16 protein-coding genes are annotated in these 23,829 nt (G+C 40.1%); 2 read left to right on the top strand and 14 right to left on the bottom strand.

The window, feature by feature from the left end:
• Positions 1–295: 295 nt before the first annotated feature.
• From G586_RS22000 to G586_RS0106675, 4 genes are all read right to left on the bottom strand, one after another.
• Positions 296–1,363: a pyruvate kinase gene (locus G586_RS22000; RefSeq protein ID WP_035772664.1), complete on the bottom strand. Its 1,068-nt coding sequence runs from the start codon at positions 1,361–1,363 to the stop codon at positions 296–298.
• 39 nt (positions 1,364–1,402) lie between these two features.
• Positions 1,403–2,671 carry a CapA family protein gene (locus G586_RS24715; protein ID WP_081674251.1) on the bottom strand — a complete coding sequence of 423 codons (1,269 nt, stop codon included), beginning with the start codon at positions 2,669–2,671 and terminating at the stop codon, positions 1,403–1,405.
• Positions 2,672–2,764: 93 nt separating this feature from the next.
• Entirely contained in the window at positions 2,765–3,385 is a 621-nt protein-coding gene (locus G586_RS0106680; protein ID WP_026527136.1) for an MBL fold metallo-hydrolase, read from the bottom strand.
• 74 nt (positions 3,386–3,459) lie between these two features.
• Positions 3,460–4,089, bottom strand: coding sequence for a lactate utilization protein (locus G586_RS0106675; protein ID WP_026527135.1), 630 nt, complete (start codon positions 4,087–4,089; stop codon positions 3,460–3,462).
• Positions 4,090–4,352: 263 nt separating this feature from the next.
• Between G586_RS0106675 and G586_RS0106670 the strand changes: the two genes are divergently transcribed.
• Positions 4,353–5,276 (top strand): ArsR/SmtB family transcription factor, encoded by a 924-nt coding sequence (locus G586_RS0106670; protein WP_026527134.1) that lies wholly within the window; start codon positions 4,353–4,355, stop codon positions 5,274–5,276.
• Positions 5,277–5,424: 148 nt separating this feature from the next.
• Here G586_RS0106670 and G586_RS0106665 read toward each other — a convergent pair whose 3' ends face one another.
• From G586_RS0106665 to G586_RS0106630, 7 genes are all read right to left on the bottom strand, one after another.
• Positions 5,425–6,351, bottom strand: a complete 927-nt coding sequence (locus tag G586_RS0106665) for a carbohydrate ABC transporter permease (RefSeq protein WP_081674247.1) — start codon at positions 6,349–6,351, stop codon at positions 5,425–5,427.
• Positions 6,352–6,364: 13 nt separating this feature from the next.
• Positions 6,365–7,282, bottom strand: a complete 918-nt coding sequence (locus tag G586_RS0106660) for a carbohydrate ABC transporter permease (RefSeq protein ID WP_026527132.1) — start codon at positions 7,280–7,282, stop codon at positions 6,365–6,367.
• A gap of 244 nt (positions 7,283–7,526) precedes the next feature.
• Positions 7,527–9,065: an ABC transporter substrate-binding protein gene (locus G586_RS0106650; protein WP_026527130.1), complete on the bottom strand. Its 1,539-nt coding sequence runs from the start codon at positions 9,063–9,065 to the stop codon at positions 7,527–7,529.
• Positions 9,066–9,263: 198 nt separating this feature from the next.
• The gene (locus tag G586_RS21990; RefSeq protein WP_051204615.1) at positions 9,264–10,904 is read right to left on the bottom strand and encodes a glycoside hydrolase family 43 protein; all 1,641 of its coding nucleotides are present in this window, start codon (positions 10,902–10,904) and stop codon (positions 9,264–9,266) included.
• 242 nt (positions 10,905–11,146) lie between these two features.
• A complete protein-coding gene (locus G586_RS0106640; protein WP_026527129.1) occupies positions 11,147–12,103 on the bottom strand; it encodes a glycoside hydrolase family 43 protein in 957 nt (318 codons plus the stop codon).
• A 374-nt stretch (positions 12,104–12,477) separates the two neighbouring features.
• Entirely contained in the window at positions 12,478–17,436 is a 4,959-nt protein-coding gene (locus G586_RS0106635; RefSeq protein ID WP_026527128.1) for a leucine-rich repeat protein, read from the bottom strand.
• Between the two features lie 116 nt (positions 17,437–17,552).
• Positions 17,553–18,419: an aminoglycoside 6-adenylyltransferase gene (locus tag G586_RS0106630; protein WP_026527127.1), complete on the bottom strand. Its 867-nt coding sequence runs from the start codon at positions 18,417–18,419 to the stop codon at positions 17,553–17,555.
• 280 nt (positions 18,420–18,699) lie between these two features.
• Between G586_RS0106630 and G586_RS0106625 the strand changes: the two genes are divergently transcribed.
• The gene (locus tag G586_RS0106625; RefSeq protein WP_026527126.1) at positions 18,700–20,049 is read left to right on the top strand and encodes an MATE family efflux transporter; all 1,350 of its coding nucleotides are present in this window, start codon (positions 18,700–18,702) and stop codon (positions 20,047–20,049) included.
• Positions 20,050–20,084: 35 nt separating this feature from the next.
• Here the strand turns inward: G586_RS0106625 and G586_RS0106620 are convergent, their stop codons facing one another.
• The 3 genes from G586_RS0106620 to G586_RS0106610 all read right to left on the bottom strand — a co-directional run bounded on the left by G586_RS0106620 (position 20,085) and on the right by G586_RS0106610 (position 23,828).
• Positions 20,085–21,302: an iron-containing alcohol dehydrogenase gene (locus G586_RS0106620; protein WP_026527125.1), complete on the bottom strand. Its 1,218-nt coding sequence runs from the start codon at positions 21,300–21,302 to the stop codon at positions 20,085–20,087.
• A 195-nt stretch (positions 21,303–21,497) separates the two neighbouring features.
• Positions 21,498–22,829: a DUF1287 domain-containing protein gene (locus tag G586_RS25550; RefSeq protein WP_081674245.1), complete on the bottom strand. Its 1,332-nt coding sequence runs from the start codon at positions 22,827–22,829 to the stop codon at positions 21,498–21,500.
• Positions 22,830–22,958: 129 nt separating this feature from the next.
• On the bottom strand, positions 22,959–23,828 hold the full coding sequence (locus G586_RS0106610; RefSeq protein WP_026527124.1) for a hypothetical protein: 870 nt from the start codon (positions 23,826–23,828) through the stop codon (positions 22,959–22,961).
• Between the last annotated feature and the right edge of the window lies 1 nt (position 23,829).

The following is a 23,829-nucleotide window of genomic DNA, read 5'->3' as shown; positions in this document are numbered from 1 at the left end:
ATCGTTCGTCTGACCAGAACTTAAGCTTGGCTTTTGTTCTGTCCGTTTTACCTTTAGTTAGGTTGTTTTGTTCTCTGAATATTCTTTTTGGAATTTTCAGGGTTGCATTACTATTTTATTGTCAAAGTGCTGATAAACACTGGGCTTGCGGGCTGTTTGTTAACTGCCGTGCGCCGCAGCGATATTTAATATATCACCTAGGTATTATAGTGTCAACAACAAATTACAAATTTTTTTGAAAAATTTTTATAAAGTGTTTTCGTTTCCTCAAAACCCGCATAATTACTGGATTTGTTCAAAATAATTCTTTGTTTTTTTCTTTATTTTTTTCATATTCATGTACTGTATTGGATAAATACTGTATAACTCCCACCGGAAATTCACCTATTGCTGTTTCTCCGGTGACCATAACAGAAGTAGCTCCGTCAAATGCCGCGTTATAGATATCGCTCACTTCTGCTCTGGTGGGAACAGGATTATGCTCCATTGAGGATAGCATCTGTGTGACTACCATAAATCGTTTATTTTGTTCTCTGCATGTTCTTGATATCCTTTTCTGCAAAGCCGGAAGCTCCCAAAGGGGAACTGCATTGCCAAGGTCTCCTCTTGCTATAACGATTTCATCGCACTCTCCTATAAGTTCCGGAAGCATTCTGACTCCATCAAGATTTTCAACCTTCGCGTAAATCTCTATATCTTTTCCTCCAGCTTCATCAAGAGTAGCTCTGAGTGTCCTTAAATCCTCACTGTTTCTGACGAAAGGCAGCATTACACCAGTGATACCATGTTTTGCGGCCACGCTGAGATTTGTCAAATCATCTATAGTAAGTGTTGGCATCATAACAGTTTTATTCTCTATAAGAATGCTTTTTCTACCGGTAAGTATTCCGCCACGCTTAATAATGATTTTTGCAGACAGATTAGTTTTATTGGAAACAATGCCTAGTATTTTCCCATCATCAAGAAGAATACTGTCACCATCCTCCATCTTCTCAATGACTCTTTGATCTACAGTTATTCTGCTTTCATTAAATGTATTGCAGTCTTCGGTTTTTTCAGAAGTCTCAACAATTGATAAAAACCCGTCATTAGGAATAACCGATATTTCATTCCCATCCTTAAGCTGTAATGGTTTATCAAGATCACCAATTCTTAGTTCAGGCCCCTGAAGGTCAATAAGAAGCTTTGGCTCTATATTTACGGATGAAGCTGCTTTTTTTACAGTATTAAGTAATTCAAGGTTATCATGAAGCATCGCGTGGGAAAGGTTGAGTCTAACTCCTGTCATTCCTGCGCGAAACATATCTGTCAGAGTCTGTTCATCATTACATGAAGGGCCAAGTGTGCCAAAAATATCTATCATATTTCACCATTATTCTTCAATAATTATATTGGGGTTATTTCAATCCCAGAGATTACCCCAAACTTCATTGCATAAATTTACACATTTGTCTTTTGAAAAGGAGCTGTCCTGGGCTCTTATGGCATTGGTATCAGCCAGGTTATCTGGATATTCATTAAGCGGAAAAACAGTAACACCGCCTTTTTCATTTGAGACATGGCATACAAGGGCCTTTACGCCATAATCGGATACTTGGGCGATTTCGTTTTCATCCTTTGTAATCGTAACCTCCGCCATTCCACCAACCATTCTATTAGTCACTCCTTCTCCTGTTCCTGATGTCCAGTTGACGAAATTGCCAAGAGAATAGTATACAAGCATCTTATCGTCTAGAAACTCAATGGGTTCTATGACGTGCGGATGTGTTCCAATGACGAGATCTGCGCCATGTTCTTCAAAAAGCTTTGTCCATTTTTCCTGGGATGAATCGGGAGTCAGTCTGTATTCCGTTCCCCAGTGCGGAAACACTATAGTAAAATCTGCATGTTCTTCCGCGTAGTCCAGATCTGCTATCACTTTGTTTTCTTCAAGAAGGTCTACAGCAAAGGGCATATCGGATGGCTGGGAGATTCCATTGGTGCCGTAGGTATAGTTTAGTAGCGCGATCTTTATGCCGTTCTTTTCTATTATATATATGTTCTCTTTGTCTTCTGGCGTTTCGTTTATTCCTAATACAGTAATATCCGGGTAGTTTTCCTCCCAAAAGGTGCAGGCGTTTATGAGTCCCTGTTTTCCTTTATCGAGCACATGATTAGTAGCATGGCAGACAATATCAAAGCCCGCATCTACGAGTGCATCTCCGATTTCATAGGGAGCGTTGAAGGTTGGATAACCGCTGATTCCAAGCTCTTTCCCACCTATAATTACTTCCTCGTTTACCACGGCCAGGTCGAAAGAGCTGATATCCTCCTTCATATTGGAAAAAATAGGACTAAAATCGTATGTGCCATCTTCTTCCATGGAAAGCTCTTCTATTGGTGTGTGAAGAAGAATATCACCTACCATGCAGAGGGTAACGGTGTTTTCCGAACTACTATCAATTTCTGTGCTACTAGTGCTCGCTGCAATATCTGATGTATCAAAGACTTCGCTATTTTCAAACGCCTTAGCATTATCAGTAATATCGTGTTCCTCTGCAGAATCAGCAGCTATCTTCCCAGATGAAAATTCCGTTTTTGTTGTTTCACTTGATATTTCAGGCGCTGGCTTGGAACCGCATCCGGAAATCAGCGCCATTATTGCCAGTATATTTACCAATTCTCTTTTCATATAAGCATTAATATCCTGTATGTCTGATCTGCGCTCCAAAAGATGTTCCAATAAATCGATTACCACTGCTGTATTTAGCATTGAACATGTAGCTTATAAAAGATCATTACTAATATAAGGATTATCCTTCTGTCTTCTGGAGAATATTTCTCTCAGATTACCAAGAAGATAGTCCCGGTCGTGGATAGTGTTGTCGTGACTAAAGATAGTCTTTGTGAATGGTACGCTCTCAAGAAGCTTTATCTCGTCATGGAGAAGCGAGACATTATAGCCTTTCACAGAGCTATAGAAGGAGTCTCCCATGAAAAGGTATTCATCATTAACAATCACACAAAGAGAATCCTTTGCGTGACTGTTTTTTATAGGAAGAATTCTTATTTTCACTCCGTCATCAATAACTATTTCAGTATTAACGACTGTGCCCTTCCCGGGGGATTTTTGGAGATAATTCCCTATGGTCTTATATGTGTAATTACCCACAAAGAGATTCTCATCTTCAATGTCAATCCGTTTCATGTTTTCACAATGATCCTGATGAAAATGAGTGATGATTATTCTCTTATTTGTAATGCCAGAAATTTTCTCATAAGCAGAATCGTTGCTGCCGACATCAATTATATATGTATAAGCATTTCCTTCTATAAAATATACATCTGCCGACAGCGGATTCTCAGATGCTTCCAAACGTGTTATGTTTTCATCTATCTGCGTCACAAAGTTTTATCTCCTTTTATGATTCGTACCTTTTATTACATATATATAGAAAATAATTTCTAATGTAATGCGTATCAGAATCCAAGATTATCATTTACAAGGATAACGTGGATTCGTCCCTCATGTCTTGAGAATCTTGTTATAAGGAACTGACAGCATATAGTGTCGGGTGATTTGCAGTCCATACATGAACCGGTCTTAGCACAGGGAGTTGAAAGTCCGAATCTCTGAGCATTTATGGGTGCTGCCACATTTCTGGCTCTCTTCATTGCACCATCGAGATCATCACACACCTTATTCATTCCTACTATGAAAACGACTTTTTTAGGGCCCTGAGCGATTGCTGATACTCTGTTTGCATTTCCATCGATATTTACAAGAATGCCGTCCTCTGTCATAGCGTTAGCACTTGAAAGAAAAACGTCAGCATCATAAGCTGCGAGCATAGCAGCTCTCTTGTCAGTTGCCTGGTCTCTGTCAATAAAATTGTAGTTGCCGTTTTTTATAGCATCAACAAGTCCGATCTCGTGGGCAGACATGGCGCCACCCATTGTAACTGTGCTGCCTTCTTCAATAATGCCGAGAGCTATTTTCAAAGCCTCTTCCTTAGTTTCAGCGTAGTAGCCGCTCATATTTCTGGATTCAAGTCCTTTGATAACTTTTTGTGATAAAAGGTTGTTTCGCTTAGTTATGTTTTCGTTCATGAAATCTCCTCCTTAATTTACGTTTAAGTGTAGCCTTGCAAAACATATCCGAAAAGAATAAACTATATGAGTTTTGCCTATTAGAATTATTCTTTAATTGTACCCTTTACAGGTTGTAAAGACAAAGCTAAAGTTGCCTCTTTTCAATAAAAAATACGCGGTTTATTGATGTTTTATAGGAGGGGTATTTTAGTTGAAATTAAACCACTTTATATGTTATTATATTATTGTTAAATATTTTACTTTTTATTAAAGGAGTCACCATGCTTCATATAAAATCTCTTTCTGAGGGATTGGATTTATTCAAGGCTCTCGGATCTGATGTCAGAATTGAAATCATTAAAATTCTTCTCGAAGACAACGGTATGAATATGAATGAACTTGCAAGCCGCCTTAATATCACAAACGGCGCTCTTACCAGTCATATCCGCAAGCTTGAAGAATGTGGCATGATAACCGTAAGTAATGAAACCAATGGACACGGCAACCAGAAAATCTGCTCTGTACACGTGGATAAGATTCTTATAGATATTCAGGATGAAGCACAGGATGAGAACATTTACACAGCCGATATCAAAGTTGGCCAGTTTTCCGATTATGAGGTTTATCCTACCTGTGGTCTTGCTTCTTCTTCAAAGATTATAGGCGAGGTTGATGATACCAGGTATTTCTCCCACCCTGATCGCTATGATGCTGACATTCTTTGGTTTACGAAGGGGCATGTGGAATATGTTGTTCCGAACTTTATTCCGTTTAATCAGAGAATTGATGAGATTTGCATTTCAGCAGAGCTCTCAAGCGAAGCTCCCGGAGTAAATAATGTCTGGCCTTCCGATATTCACTTTTATCTAAACAATGAATTTTTGGGAACCTGGATTTCCCCGGGTGACTTTGGTGATGTGAAGGGTATCTTTACTCCCGACTGGTGGTTCCCTAACTGGAATCAATATGGTCTGCTAAAGATGCTGGTTATTAACCATCGCGGTACTTTCATCGATGGCTTACAGATTTCTGATATCAACATTGATCACTTCAAATTGACAAGCAAGAGCAGCATAAAATTCAAGATGGCCGTCCCTGAAGATACAGCTCATGTCGGCGGTCTCACGATTTTTGGTAAGACCTTCGGTAACTACAGTCAGGATATCAATGTAAAGATTGCATATAGTCCTATTGAACAGTCTTGATCAAAGAAATAATCCTATGATTTGATTCGATATTCGAAAAAGCCAGAACATGTTAATAAAAATGGTGATTACTTCATTTTTGAAGTAGTCACCATTTTTGATTAAGCTAAACTATATATCATTTTTCAAGCTATTTTGAAAATGATTTTTATTTGATACCACTAATGGCTATGGACTCTATAATTACACGCTGGAACAGGAAGAACAGTACCAATGTGGGCAGCATTGCTATAACAGAAGCTGCCATGATCAAAGCATAGTCACTCTGAATCGCATAATAGGAATTGAAGGATCTGATAACTACCTGAAGAGTCCAGTGCTTCTCACTTCTAAGGAAGATTGTCGGAGCAAGGTAGTCGTTCCATATTCCCATGAACCACAACATAAGCTGGGTTCCAAGAGCTCCCTTCATAAGAGGAAGGAAAATCTTGTAGTAAATCTCAAAGTAATTACAGCCATCGATTTTTGCAGCATCCATAAGCTCTGTAGGAATACTGTAAAGATTCTGCCTGAGGAAAAAGATCATGCTGACATTGCCAAAGCACCCGGGAATGATAAGGGGTGCGAGGGAATTGGTCCATCCAAGCTTTGTGAAAAGCACATACTGCGGAATCATGACAACTGCGAAAGGGATCATGATAGTTGCAAGAAGTGCAAGGAACAAAGCGTTCTTTCCTCTGAAGTTCATCTTAGCGAAGGCGAAGGCTGCCAATGACGATGTGAAACCACCAATAAGAAGAACAGGAATCTCAACCGTGATCGTATTGATAATGCCTGATATAAACTGGCCTTTACTAAGAACCTGACTGTATTTTCCTATAAGAATAGGGTTAGGAAAAAGTGTCAGAGATCCTGATAATATCTGATTCTTAGTCATGAATGATGTCGCCACCATGTAAATAAGTGGGAACACCATTGTAATTGCGAATACAAAAAGTACTATGAAGATCACTACGTTCATGACCTTCTCTTTGGAAGATGTGACGCGGTCACTCTGATAGTCTTTTGTACTTGCTTTTGCTCTTTTGGGAGAGCCAGAATTCGCATTTGATTTTGCTTTTAATGCAAGTTCCATCTGTCACACCTCCTTAATCTATAGTTTTTACCCATTTATCCTGTCCCCAGAAATTGATGGCAGTGATAATGAATATGATAATCGCAAGAATTACTGCTACTGCACTACCGTATCCGAGCTGACCATTAGTAAACGCTTTTTCATAGAGATAAAATACAACTGTTGCAGCGCTGTAGTTAGGCCCGCCGGAGGGTGTCATTACCTGAACTTCTACGAATACCTGGAAACCACCGATAAGAGATGTGATAAGGACGTAGAATGTAACAGGTGAAAGCAGAGGCAAAGTAATGCTCTTAAATTTCTGCCAGCTGTTAGCACCGTCAATCATTGCTGCTTCGTAATAGTCTCTCGGAATATTCTGAAGTCCTGCGAGATACAGGATAATTGTGCCTCCAAGTCCCTTCCATACCATGAAGATGATGAGCGATATTTTTACCATGAGTTCATCGCCAAGCCAGTTGGGTCCATGAAGTCCTGTAAGTGCCTTGTAGATTCCGTTCAAAAGGCCATAGTCGTAATTAAATACCCATGCCCAGAGAATTGATACCGCAACAAGTGAGGATACTACAGGAACGTAGTACATTGTTGTAAGGAAACGCTTGCCGGGGATTTTTCTATTAAGTCCCATAGCCACAAGAATTCCCAGGATCATTCCGATGGGAATACCTATCATGTAAATAATTGTGGTACCCATGGCTTTCCAAAATTTTGCGTCATTTAGAATTTTGATGTAATTTCGAAGGCCTACGATATTGCCCCACAAGGAGTTAATTCCGGTCCATTTACTTGTGCTGGCAATCAGGGCAAAGACGATCGGATATGCCATAAAGAGCATAAATCCTACAAACGGGGCAGCGATAAAAAGCCATGCCCATCTCTCTTCTCTCTTTGCCATCGCGGACATCCGAGGTTTTACTTTATTTGATGCCATAAAAATGCTCCTTAAAAATGAAGTCCCTTCATTTAATGAAAGGACTTTATGATAACCCTCATCCGTCAGCTAAAGCTGACACCTTCCCCCAGAGGGGGAAGGCTTATGTTTTAAGTCAGATGCTTAACTTAATACAAGCTCATTATGTTTTAAGTCAGATGTTTAACTTAATACAAGCTCATTATGTTTTAAGTCAAATGCTTAACTTAATACAAGCTCATTATGTTTTAAGTCAAATGCTATATTAGTTTGTTGCTGAATTCTGAAGCTCGATTGCTTCGTCAAGTGCTTCCTGCATCTCAGGCTCTACCTGCTGTAAGAAATCCTCTACAGTAATGTCGCCATTCTTGATGTTGAATACGCCTGACCAGAAAGGTGTCCACCACTCTGCGTTGTAAGTGTAATCGAACTCCTGAAGAGCTGCTGCATAGTGATCGTTGCTGTCGAAGTATCCGAAGATAACATCTACGTTTGAAGCATAAGGAACTTTTCCGCTATCTACAGCATCCTTGAACTCGCCATAAGCAAGATCTGTGATGTTAGGAAGCTGAATGGACTCACCGGTTGAAATACCTGAAACTGCTTTCTGTCCTTCAGGATCTGTTGAAAGCTTTGTGATAAGCGCTGCTGCAAGTTCAGGGTTCTCGGACTTAGCTGAGATACCATAACCAACTGAACCCATCCATGTGTGTGATCTGCCGTCACCGGAAGGTCCTACAGGCCATCCGCAAAGGTTCCACTTGTAAGGGAATGTAGCATCATCCATGAATGCTGCAACGTCCCAAGTACCGCATGCGTAGAATGCAACCTGTCCGTCAAGCCATCTCTGATATCCACCAAGCGCTGTATCCTGCTCAACTGAAGGTGTGAGACCATTTTTTGTAAGATCTGTGTAGAATGTAAGAGCTTCCTTAAGCTGCTCGTTGTTAGCTACGTTAACCTTGGTCATATCATCGTTAAGGAACTTAACTCCATTAGAATAAAGAAAAGGTGTCATACCCCACTGATCAGCATTTGCAACGCCCCACTGATCGATTTCTCCATCGCCGTCCTTGTCTATTGTAAGCTTCTCACATACCTCAACGAACTCATCGTAGGTGTAAGGCTTCTCGGGATCAGGATAATCCAGTCCTGCTGCATCGAAAAGATCCTGATTATATGCAAATGCGAAGCAGGAAAGATCCTTAGGAAGTGCGTAAAGTGATCCCTTACCAATATCCTTACCGTCATAACGGTATATCTCCTGAGTTGTTCCCCAAACACTGCCGATTGTGTCAGCATCAACATAATCATCAAGAGGAAGTACATAACCATTGTCTACGTAAGAACGAACTGCTGCAGGTCCTACATAAAATACATCAGGCATGTCGTTTGCTGTCATATTAGCGATCATCTTCTGGTTGTACTCGTCCTGAGTTGTAACCTCAAATACAACTTCCTTGATTTCATCCTTGTGTTCATCTACGAACTGCTTAACGAGATCTTCATATATCTTCTTCTCATGCTCCTGCATATAAAGGAATACATGAAGTGTCTTGTCGCCGTTACCAGTGAGTGAATCAGAAGATGAACCATCAGAAGTCTCAGCCTCAGCGGCACCGGCATCCTCAGTAGCTTCGCCGGCATCAGTGGATTCTGTAGCATCTCCTGCAGCCTCCTCTGTCTTGCTCTCAGCAGGTGCCTCAGCCTCGCCTGCCTCTTCAACTGTAGTTGTAGCGCAACCTGTAATAGTACTAAGTCCCATAACGGTTGCCATTGCAATACCTAAAAATTTCCTTCTCATTACCATATCCTCCTAAATAAAGTTGTACGGTGATTAACTTATACTAAAATTTTACTCGGCGTAATTTAGAGCGTCAATAATTATTTTAGATTTTAGTAAAGCATTTTATATTTTTGTCAATTTCAATAAAATCATAAAATAGTTTTTGTGTAATTAAACAAACTTATCAAAAATTGCTTTAAGCTCTTTACAAAATTGCTATTTTGTGAATTTTACACACCAGATTGTCTGATTGTCAGAACCTTTTGCTGTGATACATACAGTATTATTTCCCGCCTCATCCATCATAGTGAAGGCACAACCCTCGTATTCAGTTCCATTTATAGCAAGCTGTATGTAAGAAGTTCCATCTTTTACTTCATATGTTCCTGTAATACTCTCGCTACTCGTAGCCGCAGAAATGGTACCGTTTTCAAAAGTGCATTCCACAGGCCTATTTATCAAATCATTTACGTCAAGGCCATGATTCAAAATATAGAAGTTGCCCTCAAGAAATTCAGGCGAGATAGCGGTATTAGCGCAGTTAGAAGGTGCACTCTCATCTCCTGTATACTCGAAGGGAGCTGCGGTAAACCAGCCATCCTCCGTCATAAATAGTTTATGCACTCTTGGCTCATGGAATTCCTGACCATCATCAAATCTCTGGTGATAGACGATATAGTAGTCGCCCTTTTCATCCTGGAACACAGACTGTCCTCCGGGAGCCATGTAAGTCACTGAAAGACTGGGAAGCGTGTAATTTCCCATCATTTTTAGGCCATAGTTCATGTAGTCCTCTTCGCTTCCAAGCCTGTGACCTTCTGCGTCCACATATGGCCCTGTTGGGGTCTGACTTCTGAATTGCCTGATCTGATAACCGCCATTACTGGTAAGTCCGCCATAGGACACGAACAAATAGTAATAACCAGTCTCCGGAGAGTAAGTTATGTACGGTCCCTCAATCGCATGATGTCCACCGCCTACAAGTTTGTATCCAAAGTACGGATCAGGTGCATCCTCTCCTCCACTTTTTGCTTCTTCTATGGGATGAATCGGTTTTCCTGTAGCAGGATCAAGTTCTAATAGAAAAATTCCACCTGACCATGATCCATAAACCATCCACATTTTTCCTTCTTCATCGGTGAATATTGCAGGATCTATGCAATTGGGCCACTTATTGTTATCGTATCCGCCAAGTTTAAGATAAGGCGTGATATCAGCATCTTCTCCCAGAACATCATAAATATCAGTCTCTGCCGCTGTCGTACTTGTAAAACCTGAATACAGAATGGTATCCGTGTAGGTGTACTTGCCCCCAGGCTCATCTGACACTGCCATGCAGAGATTGGACTTAATATAGGTAGATGTTGTGCAGAAGTACATCACATACTTGCCCATTGTTTCGTTATAAAAGGTGTTCGCTGCCCAAACTGAATAGCCGCCCTCTTCATTCTTGCCAACATATTTGAAGGCATCCAGATCTCCAGAAAAAATGTTATCGAACACATTGTTGCCATTACCTATGTAGCTCCAACTTTTCAGATCATCAGACTTTGCAAGAACCTGATGGGAGCCTGTCATGTAGTAGGTTCCGTCAGCAAGAATAATCTGCGGGTCGTGGCAGCATACTGCATTTTTATAGACTCCTTTTTTGATATCCAATTCAGTAGCCTCCTTACCTTCCTTGCCGCTTTTATCATCAGCAGTCGCGGTTTCTTCGATGTTTTCTGAAGAAGATGGTTGTTCTGTTGTAGAGACGTTGCTTGTGGTGTTACCAGAACAGCCGGAAAACGTAACTGCGAGAGCTGATAAAAAAATGGCGCAGCGGATTTTGTATTTTAGCTTTCTTTTTTTATACATTCGACTATACTCCTGTTACTCATACCCTCATCCGTCAGCTTCGCTGACACCTTCTCCCAGAGGGAGAAGGCTTTTGTTTTTATCAGCTTCGCTGACACCTTCTCCCAGAGGGAGAAGGCTTTTATTTTTGTCAGCTTTGCTGACGCCTTCTCCCAGAGGGAGAAGGCTTTTGTTTTGTTAGCTTCGCTGATGTTTAGTACTTTTCTAGATGTTTAGTACTTTTCTAGATGTTTAGTACTTTTCTATCTATAAGAAAATATTGGATAGCCATTCTCGTCGTAACGGATTTTCATGAGCATTGCATGGCGATTAGGGTTGTAAAGCGGATCCCCCTCAATCTCAGCCTCCGTTCTTGCGTGATATACCATAATGTCATCGCCGTTCTCATCTACTGTAAAAGAATTGTGACCGGGACCGTAAATGCCAAGTTCCGGATCACTCTTTAGAACAGGATAACGCTCCTTGGACCATGATCTAGGATCTAAAAGATCAGCATTTTCGTCAGCAGTAAGCATTCCAACGCAGTACGCTATGCCAGTCTCACTTGCTGAATAGGTCATGAAAATCTTTCCGTTTTTCTTGAGGATTCCAGGACCTTCGTTAACCCAGAAGCCAACTCTCTCCCAGTCATAATCAGGAGTCGTCAGAAGCACCTGGATAGTAGAAAGCTCATAAGGACTCTTCATCTCAGCTATGTAAAGGTTTGAAATCTGCTTGCCAACCCCTACCTTCTCAGCCCAGATGTAGTACCACTTCCCTCTGTGCTCGAAAACAGTCGCATCAAGTGAAAAAGCCCTGAAGGAAAACTCATCATCAGCAGCACAGGTCATTTTACCCTTCTCGACCCATGCATCAGCTATCGGATCATCTCCCTGACACTCTAGGACATAGGGGCGAATCATCCATATATCCTCTGCTGATCCTGCTGCGAAATATATGTACCACTTTCCCATAACACGATGCAGCTCGGGAGCCCAGATGTGTTCTCCCATTATTCCTTCAGAATGCTTCATCCAAATGGTATGCTCCTCTGCTTCTGCCAGGCCAGCAAGGCTCTCGGACCGCCTAAGAACTATCCTGTCATAGGCGGGAACTGAAGCAGTAAAATAATAAAAACCATCCTCTGCCTTTGTTACATAGGGATCAGCCCTTTGCAGTATCCACGGTTCATTAAATTTTAGCTCTTTTTCTTTGCTCATATTACCTTCCATAAATAATATTTTTTAATGAGTAGTTGTTGAATTATGTAAAAAGTTCAGCATTAAAGCTAATCACCAATTGTTATAAGTTAATCACCAGTTCATTTGTTAATAAGTTAATCTTTTATTTATTGCTGAACTATTTTATCTATATCTAAATTATATTATTCATATCTAAATTTATCAACTTATTTGTAAAATATTGTAAAGCAGTTTTTTAACCTGTTTTTAAAGAAATAGCAAGCTTACAGAAAAATGAAAAAGCCAGAGAATATATCTCAAACCTCTTTCATTACTAAGTTGTAATCAACAGATTTTTCAATATATTTCCCTGACTTTTTGGGATATTACATATGCAATTGCTTAGCTATGTATCAGCCTTTTTTGAATTTGTACTTAGCCTTCTTGGCTCCTGCCTTTTTAAGTTGCTTTACAAGCTTATTGAAGGTCTTTTTATCCTTACAAATAATAGTGATTTTTGCGCCATTTTTAATTCCTTTGAAGCTGGCTGCCCCAATGGTTCTAAGATTGTTTGCCTTTATTGTGATAGATTTAAGGTTCTTACATCCTTTGAAGGCAGAGGAGCCAATCTTCTCTATGTTGGCACCTATCTTAACAGTTCTGAGTTTTTTGCAGTTTTTGTAAGCCCCACCGGCAATCTCATTTATCTCATAGCTCTTGCCATTGTAGCTTAGATTATCGCCAATGTTTACTGACTTAGCCTTCTTGTCTCCATTGATAATAGTAGCTGCCGTTCCAGAGTTGTAAACCTCATACTGCTCACCTCTCACAGTGATAATTCCGTCTTCATCCTCCGCATCATTCTCTTCAGAGCCTGTTGTATTGGCAGTATCAGACGAATAATCATAATGCTTCTTGGGGGTTACTGTCCACGGTAAGCTGCCTGATGAACTATCTTCTGTAGAATACTCGGATTGATCAGTACTATCAACGTTGTCTGAAGTAGATGTTCCACTTTCGTTATTATTGGAGTCTTCCTGCTGCCCACTATCAGGCTCACCGTTCTCGTTTTCATTCCGGTTGTCAGTCTGATTATAGTCATCACCAACATATCCCCACATTCCATAGACAGTGCGGTCAACATATACAGGTGAATCAAACCAGAAAAGCACTCCTTTTGACTTGGCAGTATACCAGCCCATAAACATATAACCACTTCTAACCGGTACCTCAGGCTCTTCTATAGTAGTTTCTTTATCAGTTACTATTTCAAAGCTTTCAAAACCTTCTCCCGGTTCAAATATAACGCTAACCTTGGCATAAGTATACCAACCTGCAGGGAGCTTAGTTTGGCAGCACGCATAATATAAATCGTTAAGCCGTCTTTCTGTGCCATTATATCTAACTTCTGTAAACCTGTTCAAATTATTAAATGCGTTATCATCAAATGTAGTAAGCGTAGAAGGCAGGCTAATATTTTCAAGCTTATTCATGCCATTGAACGCATTAGTACATACAGAAGTTACTCCCTCGGAAATTACGATTTCCTGTATTCTTTGTCTGAATGCGTACCATGGAGCAGAATTATTTTCGGTTACCTTGCCCATATCACCATTTCCTGTGATGAGCAGTTTGTTACCAATTATTTTCCACGACACGCTTCCAAAGGCATGCTCATTTTCAGCATCATCCTGGCTTTCTTCAGGAGTATTACCCTGTCCCTCTGTCTGAGAATTACCCTGATTTTCTCCGGATGTGTTTTCCTGTTCCTCAGTCTGAGTATTACCCTGATTTTCACCGGATGTGCTTTCATGTTCCTCGGTCTGAGGGTTGCCCTGATTTTCACCGGATGTGTTTTCCTGTTCCTCAGTCTGAGTGCTGCCTTGATTTTCTCCGGATGCGTTTTCCTGTTCCTCAGTTTGAGTATTGCCCTGGTTTTCACCTTGATTATTATTATCAGAGTAATCTCTCACCCATGACGGAACAAGATAAACGTCTTCATCTATCGGAGTATTGAACTCATAGAAGCTACTATAATCCGTGGATTTATACCAGCCCTCAAGCTTGTAACCTGTAAGCACAGGATCAGCGGGTCTTGTAGGGATGGAATTTTTGTCAATAATCTGAGGCTCAATAACATGGCCTGCTACAGTACTGAATTCAACATATACTTTAGTAACATCCAGATCAGCCTTACTTAAGTACCAATACCACCCATTTCCAGCCAATGTTTTAAGCTGATGTTTTGAGCCGTCATAATGGATCTTTACATTCTGACCTATACCGGAAAATGCAGAGGTATGAATTGAAGTTATTGTGTCCGGTATATAGAATTCTTCAAGGTTAGTTACATTACTGGTTATATATGCACAAATTGATGTGACGCCTTCCTTAATAACAATCTTTTTAATCTGGTTTCTTCTATTGTACCAAGGAATACTTAATGAGTTGGTAACATCATCCATGTCGCCGTTTCCGCCGATGGTAAGAGTATCATTACTAAGGGTCCATTTTACAGAACCAAATTCACGGTCAGTAAGAATCTCGGTCCACTTCGCATATAGAGTAATATCCTCTGTCAGGTCTGTATCAAATGAATAGACCTGGCTATAGTCACTCGAGGTATACCAGCCATCAAACCTATATCCATTCTTTTCAGGATCAGTAGGTCGTACCGGTATAGTATTCTTCTCTATTATCTGAGCATCGCGCTGTGAGCCATTAACAAAATCAACATTCACCTTAGAACAGTCTATGCGGCAGTTTTTCAGATACCAAGAATATCCACTTCCTGCAATAGCCTTTAGATTTTTAAGTGTACCATCATAATAAATTTCTGTGCTTTCGCTGATGTTTGAAAAAGCATAGTTCTCTATTTTAGTTATGGATGCAGGAATGCTGACTGATTGAATATTCGTATTATATCCAACAAAATACTTACATATATATGTAATACCGTCTTCAATTACCACCCTGTCAATTCTGTTCTTGAAATCATCCCAGGGAATGTCTCTACTACCGGAGACTTCAGGCATAGCCTCATTGCCACTGATGGTAAGTGTTCCATCTTTAATGCTCCAGTTAAGATTGCCAAATTCAGCATTTTCCACCGGCGCTTCATCCCATTTAGCAGTAAAGGTTACATCCTCAGAGATACCGGTATTAAATCCATATACGGTATTGTCGCTTCCTATCCATCCGGTAAAGGTATAACCCATAGAACTCGGGTCTGCCGGTCTTGACGGTATACCATTCTTTGAAATCACCTGTGATATAGAAGTCTGATTCTTACCGGCTGCAAACTCCACATTAACCTTGGTACAATCAAAAGTGCATCTGTTCAAATAATATGAGCATTTACTACCTGCCATTGAATCAAATTTCTTGCGTGTTCCATCATAGTGAATAGTTGCACTGCTAACAAGACTACCAAATGCATAATCGTCAATCTCAGTTATTGTTGAAGGAACATATATATGTTCAAGGTTTTGGGAAGCTGTTACCAGGTATTTGCAAAGAGTTGTTACGCCTTCCTCCACAACAATCTTTTTAATATTAGATGTCTGCTTATACCATGGCAAATCCGGAATATATGTGATTCCTGACATAGCTGCATCGTTTTTAATTGTTAAAATGCCATCTTTATAAGTCCAATTCCCATCACCAATCGTAGGTTCATCCTTAGCATAATGAACTGTCGCCAAAACCAGTTCATCATTACTATACAGACCAGATGTAAGCTCTTCCCATTTAGAAGGATAGCCTCCATAATAAACATTAAATTGTCCCACATTCACTACTGCAGAACTAGAAATATAAGTAACACTCTCCGGGATTCTGATAACACTTACCCTTCTCAGGTTGCAGATAGAATAATCAGACATATCTGTAACCCCTTCTTTAATATCCACCTCTGTTATGGCACCAGCAAGATGACTCCAGGGAACAAGCGATGAATACTGCCATGTCCCCATGGAACCATTACCTGATATGGTAAGTTTGCCCTTTGAATATCTCCAGCTCAGATTATCACCAAACGTGCCTGAAAATGTGGGTTGCCAACCAGTATAAGCGTATGTTTTGGGTTTTCTTCTCTGCGTCTCACTGCCACTCCCCTCAGGGGTCTTTAGCCATGTAGTGTATGTAACCACGCCTTCGTTTACACTTATATCATGAATATATCTATTACTAATGATGCTGCTTCCAGGAGAATATATTTCCTCCACTTTGCCACTCATATCAGTGAGCAAAAGATAGTCCGTTCCGGCAGTAACAGTGTAAGTACCAATATATCCCTCCAACACCCCTACCGGAAGCTTCTCTTCTTTAATAAGATATGAGCTCCAATCAAGTGTTTTTGTAGTTTTGGAATTACTCTTGCTGACAACATAATTAATCAGAGTATTACTAATGCTAACATTTTTTATATATCCCCCATTACTGATATCATCTCTGAATGAATGTCTGGCTAATAATCTTCCGGATTTATCTGTAAGTATCATATTATTTGCATCTGCAAAAATGAACTTATCTCCATAGGAAAGCAGCCAAATAATCTCAGACATGTCAACTCCGCCTAATGTTGTCACAGAAGACATGTTTCCGGTCTTATAGTCATAATAATAGCCGTTATAATCCTTTCTGTAACACCATTTCCCATTAACATATTTCATAGGCTTGGATACATCTGTCCAATAATACGAATCGTGATCCTTAGATGTCTGATATTTTGTGCTGGAGTAAATATGTTCGCCGCCAATTTTCCAATCAGAACTGTTATGCGCACTAAAACCCTTATATCCATCATGAAGAGCCTCTTTACTGCGCATGAAATTTCGATGCTCACATGCACCGGTATCAACACGAAGGGTAGTCGGATCATCCCATGTACAATCAACGTAATACCACTTGCCATTTACCTTAATAATATTCCATGCATGACTTAGGGCATCGCTTGTTACATACTTGCACTCAATGCCTAATCGATTCATGATTTTTTCATAAGCATACGCATAACCTGAACACACAGCCTTATGTAATACAATTGCACCATAAGAGCTGTATGCGAGAGGATACTTTGAGTAACCATTATCATATGCATCATAATCATATATGACAGTTTCACATAAATAATCATGCACAAAAAGTGCCTTTTCTTCATCAGTCCATCCAGTATTTACCTGACTGATTATCTTACGAATAATCTCTTCTTCTTCAGCATTTCTTCTGGCTGCAACTTTAACATTATCAGAAACAGTCACTGATAAATCATATTCTCTTTCTGCTTTAACGGAAATACCAGTGCTAAGAACCAGCACTGCACTGAATAATAGACATAACCTAGCTACATTTAGCTTTATATCACGTATCATTTTTCTAAATTCCCTCTCAAATAAAAAAACGCGAAGCAAGCAATCATATTTTATTGCGCGCTTCGCATATTATATTCTTTTTATTATTAAATTTCAATATAAAAATTCTATGTATTCTAGTCTTTACTAAATAATTCTTTCCTATGTACCATAAAAGCTCTGACGTTCTTTGATTCATCAAGATCAAGTGGGAAGCCCAGCTTTTCTGAGACATAGATTGATAGTTCCTCAAAGTAGTCGTACATAAGAAAGAGCTTATTCCACATATCTTCATATTCGCCGTTTGCAAAAATTCCGGTGAAGCGGTTCATTTCCTCATCGGTGAGGTAGTTTTTTAGATACTTTGAATTTGACCCGGTTGTAACTTTAAAGTCATTATCGATGCCAACTTTCCAGTTGATCATTTTCATAAACATGTCCATCATGTAATGTTCCATGACACGCCTCGCATAATAGACCTCGTGTCTGCATAGGCCTTTGGTGGCGTAATTGCTGACCCATCGGAATTCATTAACTGTATTAAAGAATTCGAATTCGGAGGGCTTTTTAATATAGAAGATTTCTTTTGAGTCTATGTCTTTGAGCACCTTGAAATTGTCTTTATTTATCAGAACTGTTCTGGGCTCAGCAAATTCCCTTTGCTTCTCAATCTCGCTAATATCTATGAAAGTGAGGTCGATTCGATTTCCGTCCTTATATTGGGTTAGATAAGCAAAGCGAGATTTCCCACTGTAATCATAGGGCTCTGCATAAAAATCATCTGGCATTTGCATAATCAGTATTTCCCCGAAGCGCTTCATGTACTCTTTATCTGCAGTAAATTCTCTAATGTCCGAGACAAAGAAGGTGACATCGAAATCCGAAAACTCATCATGAACTGCTCCCTTGGTGACATTGGAGCCTTCCATGGTTACGGCTCTTATTCTGTCATCCTCCTCTGCAGTTTTTATTATCAGGTCATACATCTCATCGTAAGATTTCATTGCTGCTCTCCCTTGATCAAAATTTCTCTACTATTATAACAGTATTATAAAACGTAGAATATCTTAGATAACGACTGAATACGCTTTATTTGTAGAAGGTTTAATTCCGTATTATTTCTTAAATTTTACAATATTTTTGTAAACTCTATTGAAAAAAATCCGGCTTTGAAATAGAATCATATCTCTATGTAGATTTTGCAAAGCTCAATTTTATATATTATTGATTTTTATAGCTTGAAGCACTTTAAGTTTAGTTTGAAATAATGATGGAGATAAGCTTATGAATGGAAAAATGACTGAGGGTAAGCCTCTTCCGATACTTTTGAAATTTGTTATCCCAATTCTGCTTGGATTCATTTTTCAACAGTTTTATAACATGGTAGATACCGTTATCGTTGGCCGGTTTGTTGGACCTGAAGCACTTGCGGCAGTTGGTTCCACAGGAACAATAATGTTCATGATCATGGGACTTGCAAATGGAATGACTACCGGTTATACGGTGCTGATAAGCCATCAGTTTGGCGCAGGAAGTAAAGAAGGTACCAGACAGGCTTTTGTAAATGCGATAATACTTGGCGTTATTAGTACGCTGATTGTTACTGTTGTAGCTATTATCGTTATGCCATCTCTCCTTCATATAATGAATACACCTGATGATATCTATGATTACGCATATGCTTATATCATTACTATATGTGCAGGAAGCTTTGCTCTTATTGGTTATAACCTGTTTGCTGCTTCTCTTCGCGCAATAGGAAACAGTAAGACTCCGCTTTATTTCCTGATTTTTTCAGCGGCACTTAATATCATTCTTGATCTGTTGTTCATTATAGTGTTTAAACTCGGTACTTTTGGTGCAGCACTTGCTACGGATATTTCCCAAGGTGCATCCGCTATACTATGTATCTTCTATATTTATAAGAATGTGGAAATACTAAGGCCCAATAAGGGAAAATGGACGCTCAATAAGAATTTTGCAGGAAAGCAGCTTAGGATCGGCATTCCCATGGCGCTTCAGTTTGGAATAACAGCATCCGGAACAATGGTAATGCAGGCTTCAATCAATATTTATCAGTCAGTTGCCATCGGTGGTTTCACTGCTGCAGGCAAGGTTGTAAATCTAATGACAGCAGGCATGCCTTCCATTGGACAAACTGTTGCTGCGTATGTTGGTCAGAATTATGGCTATGGTGACCTCGACAGAGTACACCAGGGAACCAAGGATGCCATGAAGATCATGACAATTTATTCAGTTGTCACCGGTGTTTTGAGTGTGGTACTCATGCCAACGATTGTCAGCATGTTCTTTGATAAGGGCGTAGATATATCGCAGTATCTGCCCTACAGTAGAACTTACATCTTAGAAGCAGCGATATTCTATATTCCGCTGTCTATGATATTCATATATAGAAATGCAATGCAGGGATGCGGATTTGGTCTTACAGCTTTGATGCTGGGTGTGATGGAATTAATATCAAGACTTTTGACAGCATTCGTTTCAACAAGAATGCATAGCTATGCAATTGCTGTTGCCGGAGATGGATTCTCCTGGCTGACGACAGGAATCTTGTCATTTATACTTTATATGGTCGTTATGAAACAGTTAAGAGAAAGAAAGCGGAGGGATTAAACCTCCGCTTTCTCTATATTAGTTATAGCCAGTTATTAGAAATCCACCTCTGTGTCGTAGTAGCAGCACTTGAGGAGCTTCTCCATCTCTTCCTGGCTGGGCTGGCGAGGATTGGAGCCTGTGCATGCATCGAGGATTGCGTTAGCAGCGATGTCATGAAGTCTCTCAAGGAATACGTTCTCAGGAACGAAGCCCTGCTCTGCCGGAAGTCCGTCTGCACCGTAGTGGTTGATGCTGTGAGGAATGTTCAGAGCATCGTTCATCTTGCGGAGGTAGTCAATGAGGAGTTCAACCTTCTCATCGTCATCCTTACCGCCGAGGTGCATGTAATCAGCGATAACGCCATAGCGCTTCTTAGCTGTCTCGTCCTTAGCGTTGAATGCAACTACCTTAGGAAGGTACATAGCATTAGCTGCGCCGTGGATGATGTGAGCTCCGAGGTCTGCGAAAGCAGCACCTGTCTTGTGAGCCATTGAGTGAACGATACCAAGAAGTGCGTTGGAGAATGCCATACCGGCAAGGCACTGAGCGTTGTGCATAGCGTCTCTGCATTCCATATCTTCGTTGTAGGATTTAACGAGGTTTTTCTGGATCATCTCGATTGCATGGATAGCAAGCGGATCTGTGTAGTCACAGTTAGCTGTGGAAACATAAGCCTCAACAGCGTGTGTCATAGCATCCATACCTGTGTGAGCTACGAGCTTCTTAGGCATTGTGTGTGCAAGCTCAGGATCAACGATAGCAACATCGGGAGTGATCTCGAAGTCAGCAATCGGGAACTTGATACCCTTCTGATAATCTGTGATGATTGAGAATGCAGTAACCTCTGTAGCTGTTCCTGATGTAGAGGAAATAGCACAGAACTTAGCCTTTGTGCGGAGTTTCGGAAGTCCGAATACTTTACACATATCTTCAAATGTGGTCTCAGGATACTCATACTTGATCCACATAGCCTTAGCTGCATCAATAGGTGATCCGCCGCCGATTGCAACAATCCAGTCAGGCTGGAACTTCTGCATAGCTTCAGCACCCTTCATAACTGTCTCAACTGAAGGATCGGGCTCGATGCCTTCAAAGAGTTCAACTTCCATTCCGGCTTCCTTAAGGTAATCCTCTACCTTCTGAAGGAAACCGCCCCTTTTCATAGAACCGCCACCTGTACATACGATGGCTCTTTTGCCCTCAAAAGTTTTAAGTGCTTCAAGAGCACCCTTTCCATGATAGATATCTCTGGGCAGTGTAAAACGTGACATACAAAATACCTCCTTAAAATAGACTTGTTAAATAAATAACGTAACCCATAGGTATATTATAGAAGCATATTTAAGTAAAAACAAATCTTGACTTTTATCTTTTTTTCATAAATTTTATTAGTTATATAACGCAAAAAAGGCACAGAAATATCTGCACCTTTTTTAGGTATATTATGACGATGTTAATTCTCGTTCTTAATTGCCAATATGAGACAGTATGTCATCAAGTGTGAGCTCTTTTCCGGTTCTTCTTTCGTATAGTTCTTCAAAGGATTTATTCTGATCCTGCGGATCAAAATCTACATCCTTCGCATTCTGAATCCAATGACTGTCAGATGGCAACATTTCATATAGGATATTGTGCTGTAGCCATTCGTATGCCATATCATCAGCAGTTCTGTAGGATGTCATGTCAGAGCCATGTATGGGATGCTCATCTATGAGAGTCTGACATATTAAAAGCATATCCTTTTCATTATCTATCTTATAGGAGTCAATTATTTTCCAATTATCAGGAGTATAGACTGCGGAAAATTCTTCGCCTCCATAAGTGAAGACGTATTTGCTGCCAGCGGCGTCAGTACTATGGAAGTTCAAGTCAGTAACGTTAGAAAGCAGAGATGTAGCATCAGATGATTCTGCGCTATCTGTTGCAGGATTTTCCTCAATTTCCTCATCTGACAGCCCTGATTCATATTCTTCACTGTCCTGGTCATTTGAATCTTCATAGGATATAGCATCATCGCCATCTTCCATATCACTGAAATCCAAAACATCATCGTTGTTTTCAGCAACACCACTATCTTCATCCTCTGTTATATCATCTAAGTTCAAAGCATCATCCCTGTCTTTACCGGTTTCAGGATCAGTCTCTTCACCTTTTATCCTGTAATGACCGACGATTTCTCCCCACGTTTCAAGTATATCCTCCTCATAGGAAGCCTGAATGGGGTTTGCATGATGAAGGACAAAAGGGATTCCTTTATGGTTACGTTTATCAGAAATCAGGCCAATGTGATTTTTCCAGATTACAATGTCACCTGCCTGCCATTTGTCTATTTCACTAATATCTGTAGTAAGACTTACAGCAGTGTGATCAAAGTAAACTCTGAGATTTTTCACACGACGAAAATCGATAGCACTATCGGGAGTATCAATGTCGTAATCTTCTGCATTTTTCTGAATATCCTCAGAAACAAGCTGCATCAGATCATAACCCGCACCGCCAAGGGCAAAGCCTATTACATCGGTGCATACTCCGTATTCATCATTTGGATAACCGGTTGTTTCATAGTATTTACTTTTGTATTTGGGCTTGGTCTCAAGGTAGTCCTTTGCTGACTGAAGTATATCTCGGTAGTCTTCAACTCCGTCACCATCTGCATCCACTTCACTTTTCGTTCTGGTTATTCCAAAGTCTGCATCGGAGTATTTTAGATGCGGAATGTAATTATAGCGGTATGCAAGGAAAGCTGCTCCCGCAATTATTATGATTATAATTATGAATTTAAACACCCTTTTTAACATGGAAGGATGCTCCTTTCTGCTTGCCATTTTATAACAGTAATAAATTATTTGTTCAATTATAAAAAAGAAACAACACCCTCTTATTATAAGTGGATGTTGTCGCTTTTTTCAAAAAAACATAAATCTATTTTAAGCCTCTTTCTTCTCTTCACCTGAATTGATATCCGGTGTATCTGTTGATACTTTAGCTGAGAACTCAAGATTTATAGGAGTTTCAGGTGCCTTGGGGGCCTCAGGTGCATTTACAGAACAATTAGGCGCTGCAGGTGCCGGAGGTGTTGAAAAGTCAGGCATCTTTGGTGCTTCAGGAGCCTTTATAGTAAAATCCTGTGCAGGCTTGTTAAAGCCGGGTGCAGTCTGATTAAAGGAAGGCGTGCTAGGAGCGTTAAAGTTATGTGCCACAGATCCATTGTTGCTATAGGAATTGGTATTCCTGCTGGCAGCAATATCATATGTGATATCACTTATGAAAAGTTCCTTCTTTTTTCCATTGATCATCTTAAGTCCTACGAAAATGATCAGCAGTGCGATAAGCAGCTTGGGAATAGATTCAAATGCGCCATGTAAATAGCGGGCAATCGGTGAATCCGTCATCCATAAAAAAGCCTCCTCAATAGGTCTTGTAACCATGTTCCAAAGGGTTGCGATACCTATTATGATAAGTGCCCATGCAATAACTTTTCTTGTCTTTTCAGACTGAATGTTGATCTTCTTGCCATCGATAAAATCATTCCAAAAGAAGTCGTCTCTTATACTCATGAAAATATCCGGAGTACAGGTAGCCAGATTTCTGGCATGGAAAAATCCATAGAACCATATTACCGGTATAAATACTGCGAATGCATCGCTTAAGTCAAGGAAACCTATCATCATGATCACACCAAAAAATGTTAGCATCAGGCTGGCTCCCATTTTCATAAATCCCATGTACATCTCTGCTGCACCGGGCAAGAATGCAAATATAAAATTAAAAAATCCTCTTTTCTGTCTTGGTCTCATT

Source organism: Butyrivibrio sp. VCD2006 (assembly GCF_000423925.1).
GTDB lineage: Bacteria > Bacillota > Clostridia > Lachnospirales > Lachnospiraceae > Butyrivibrio.
This window is presented reverse-complemented; position numbering and strand designations above follow the sequence as displayed.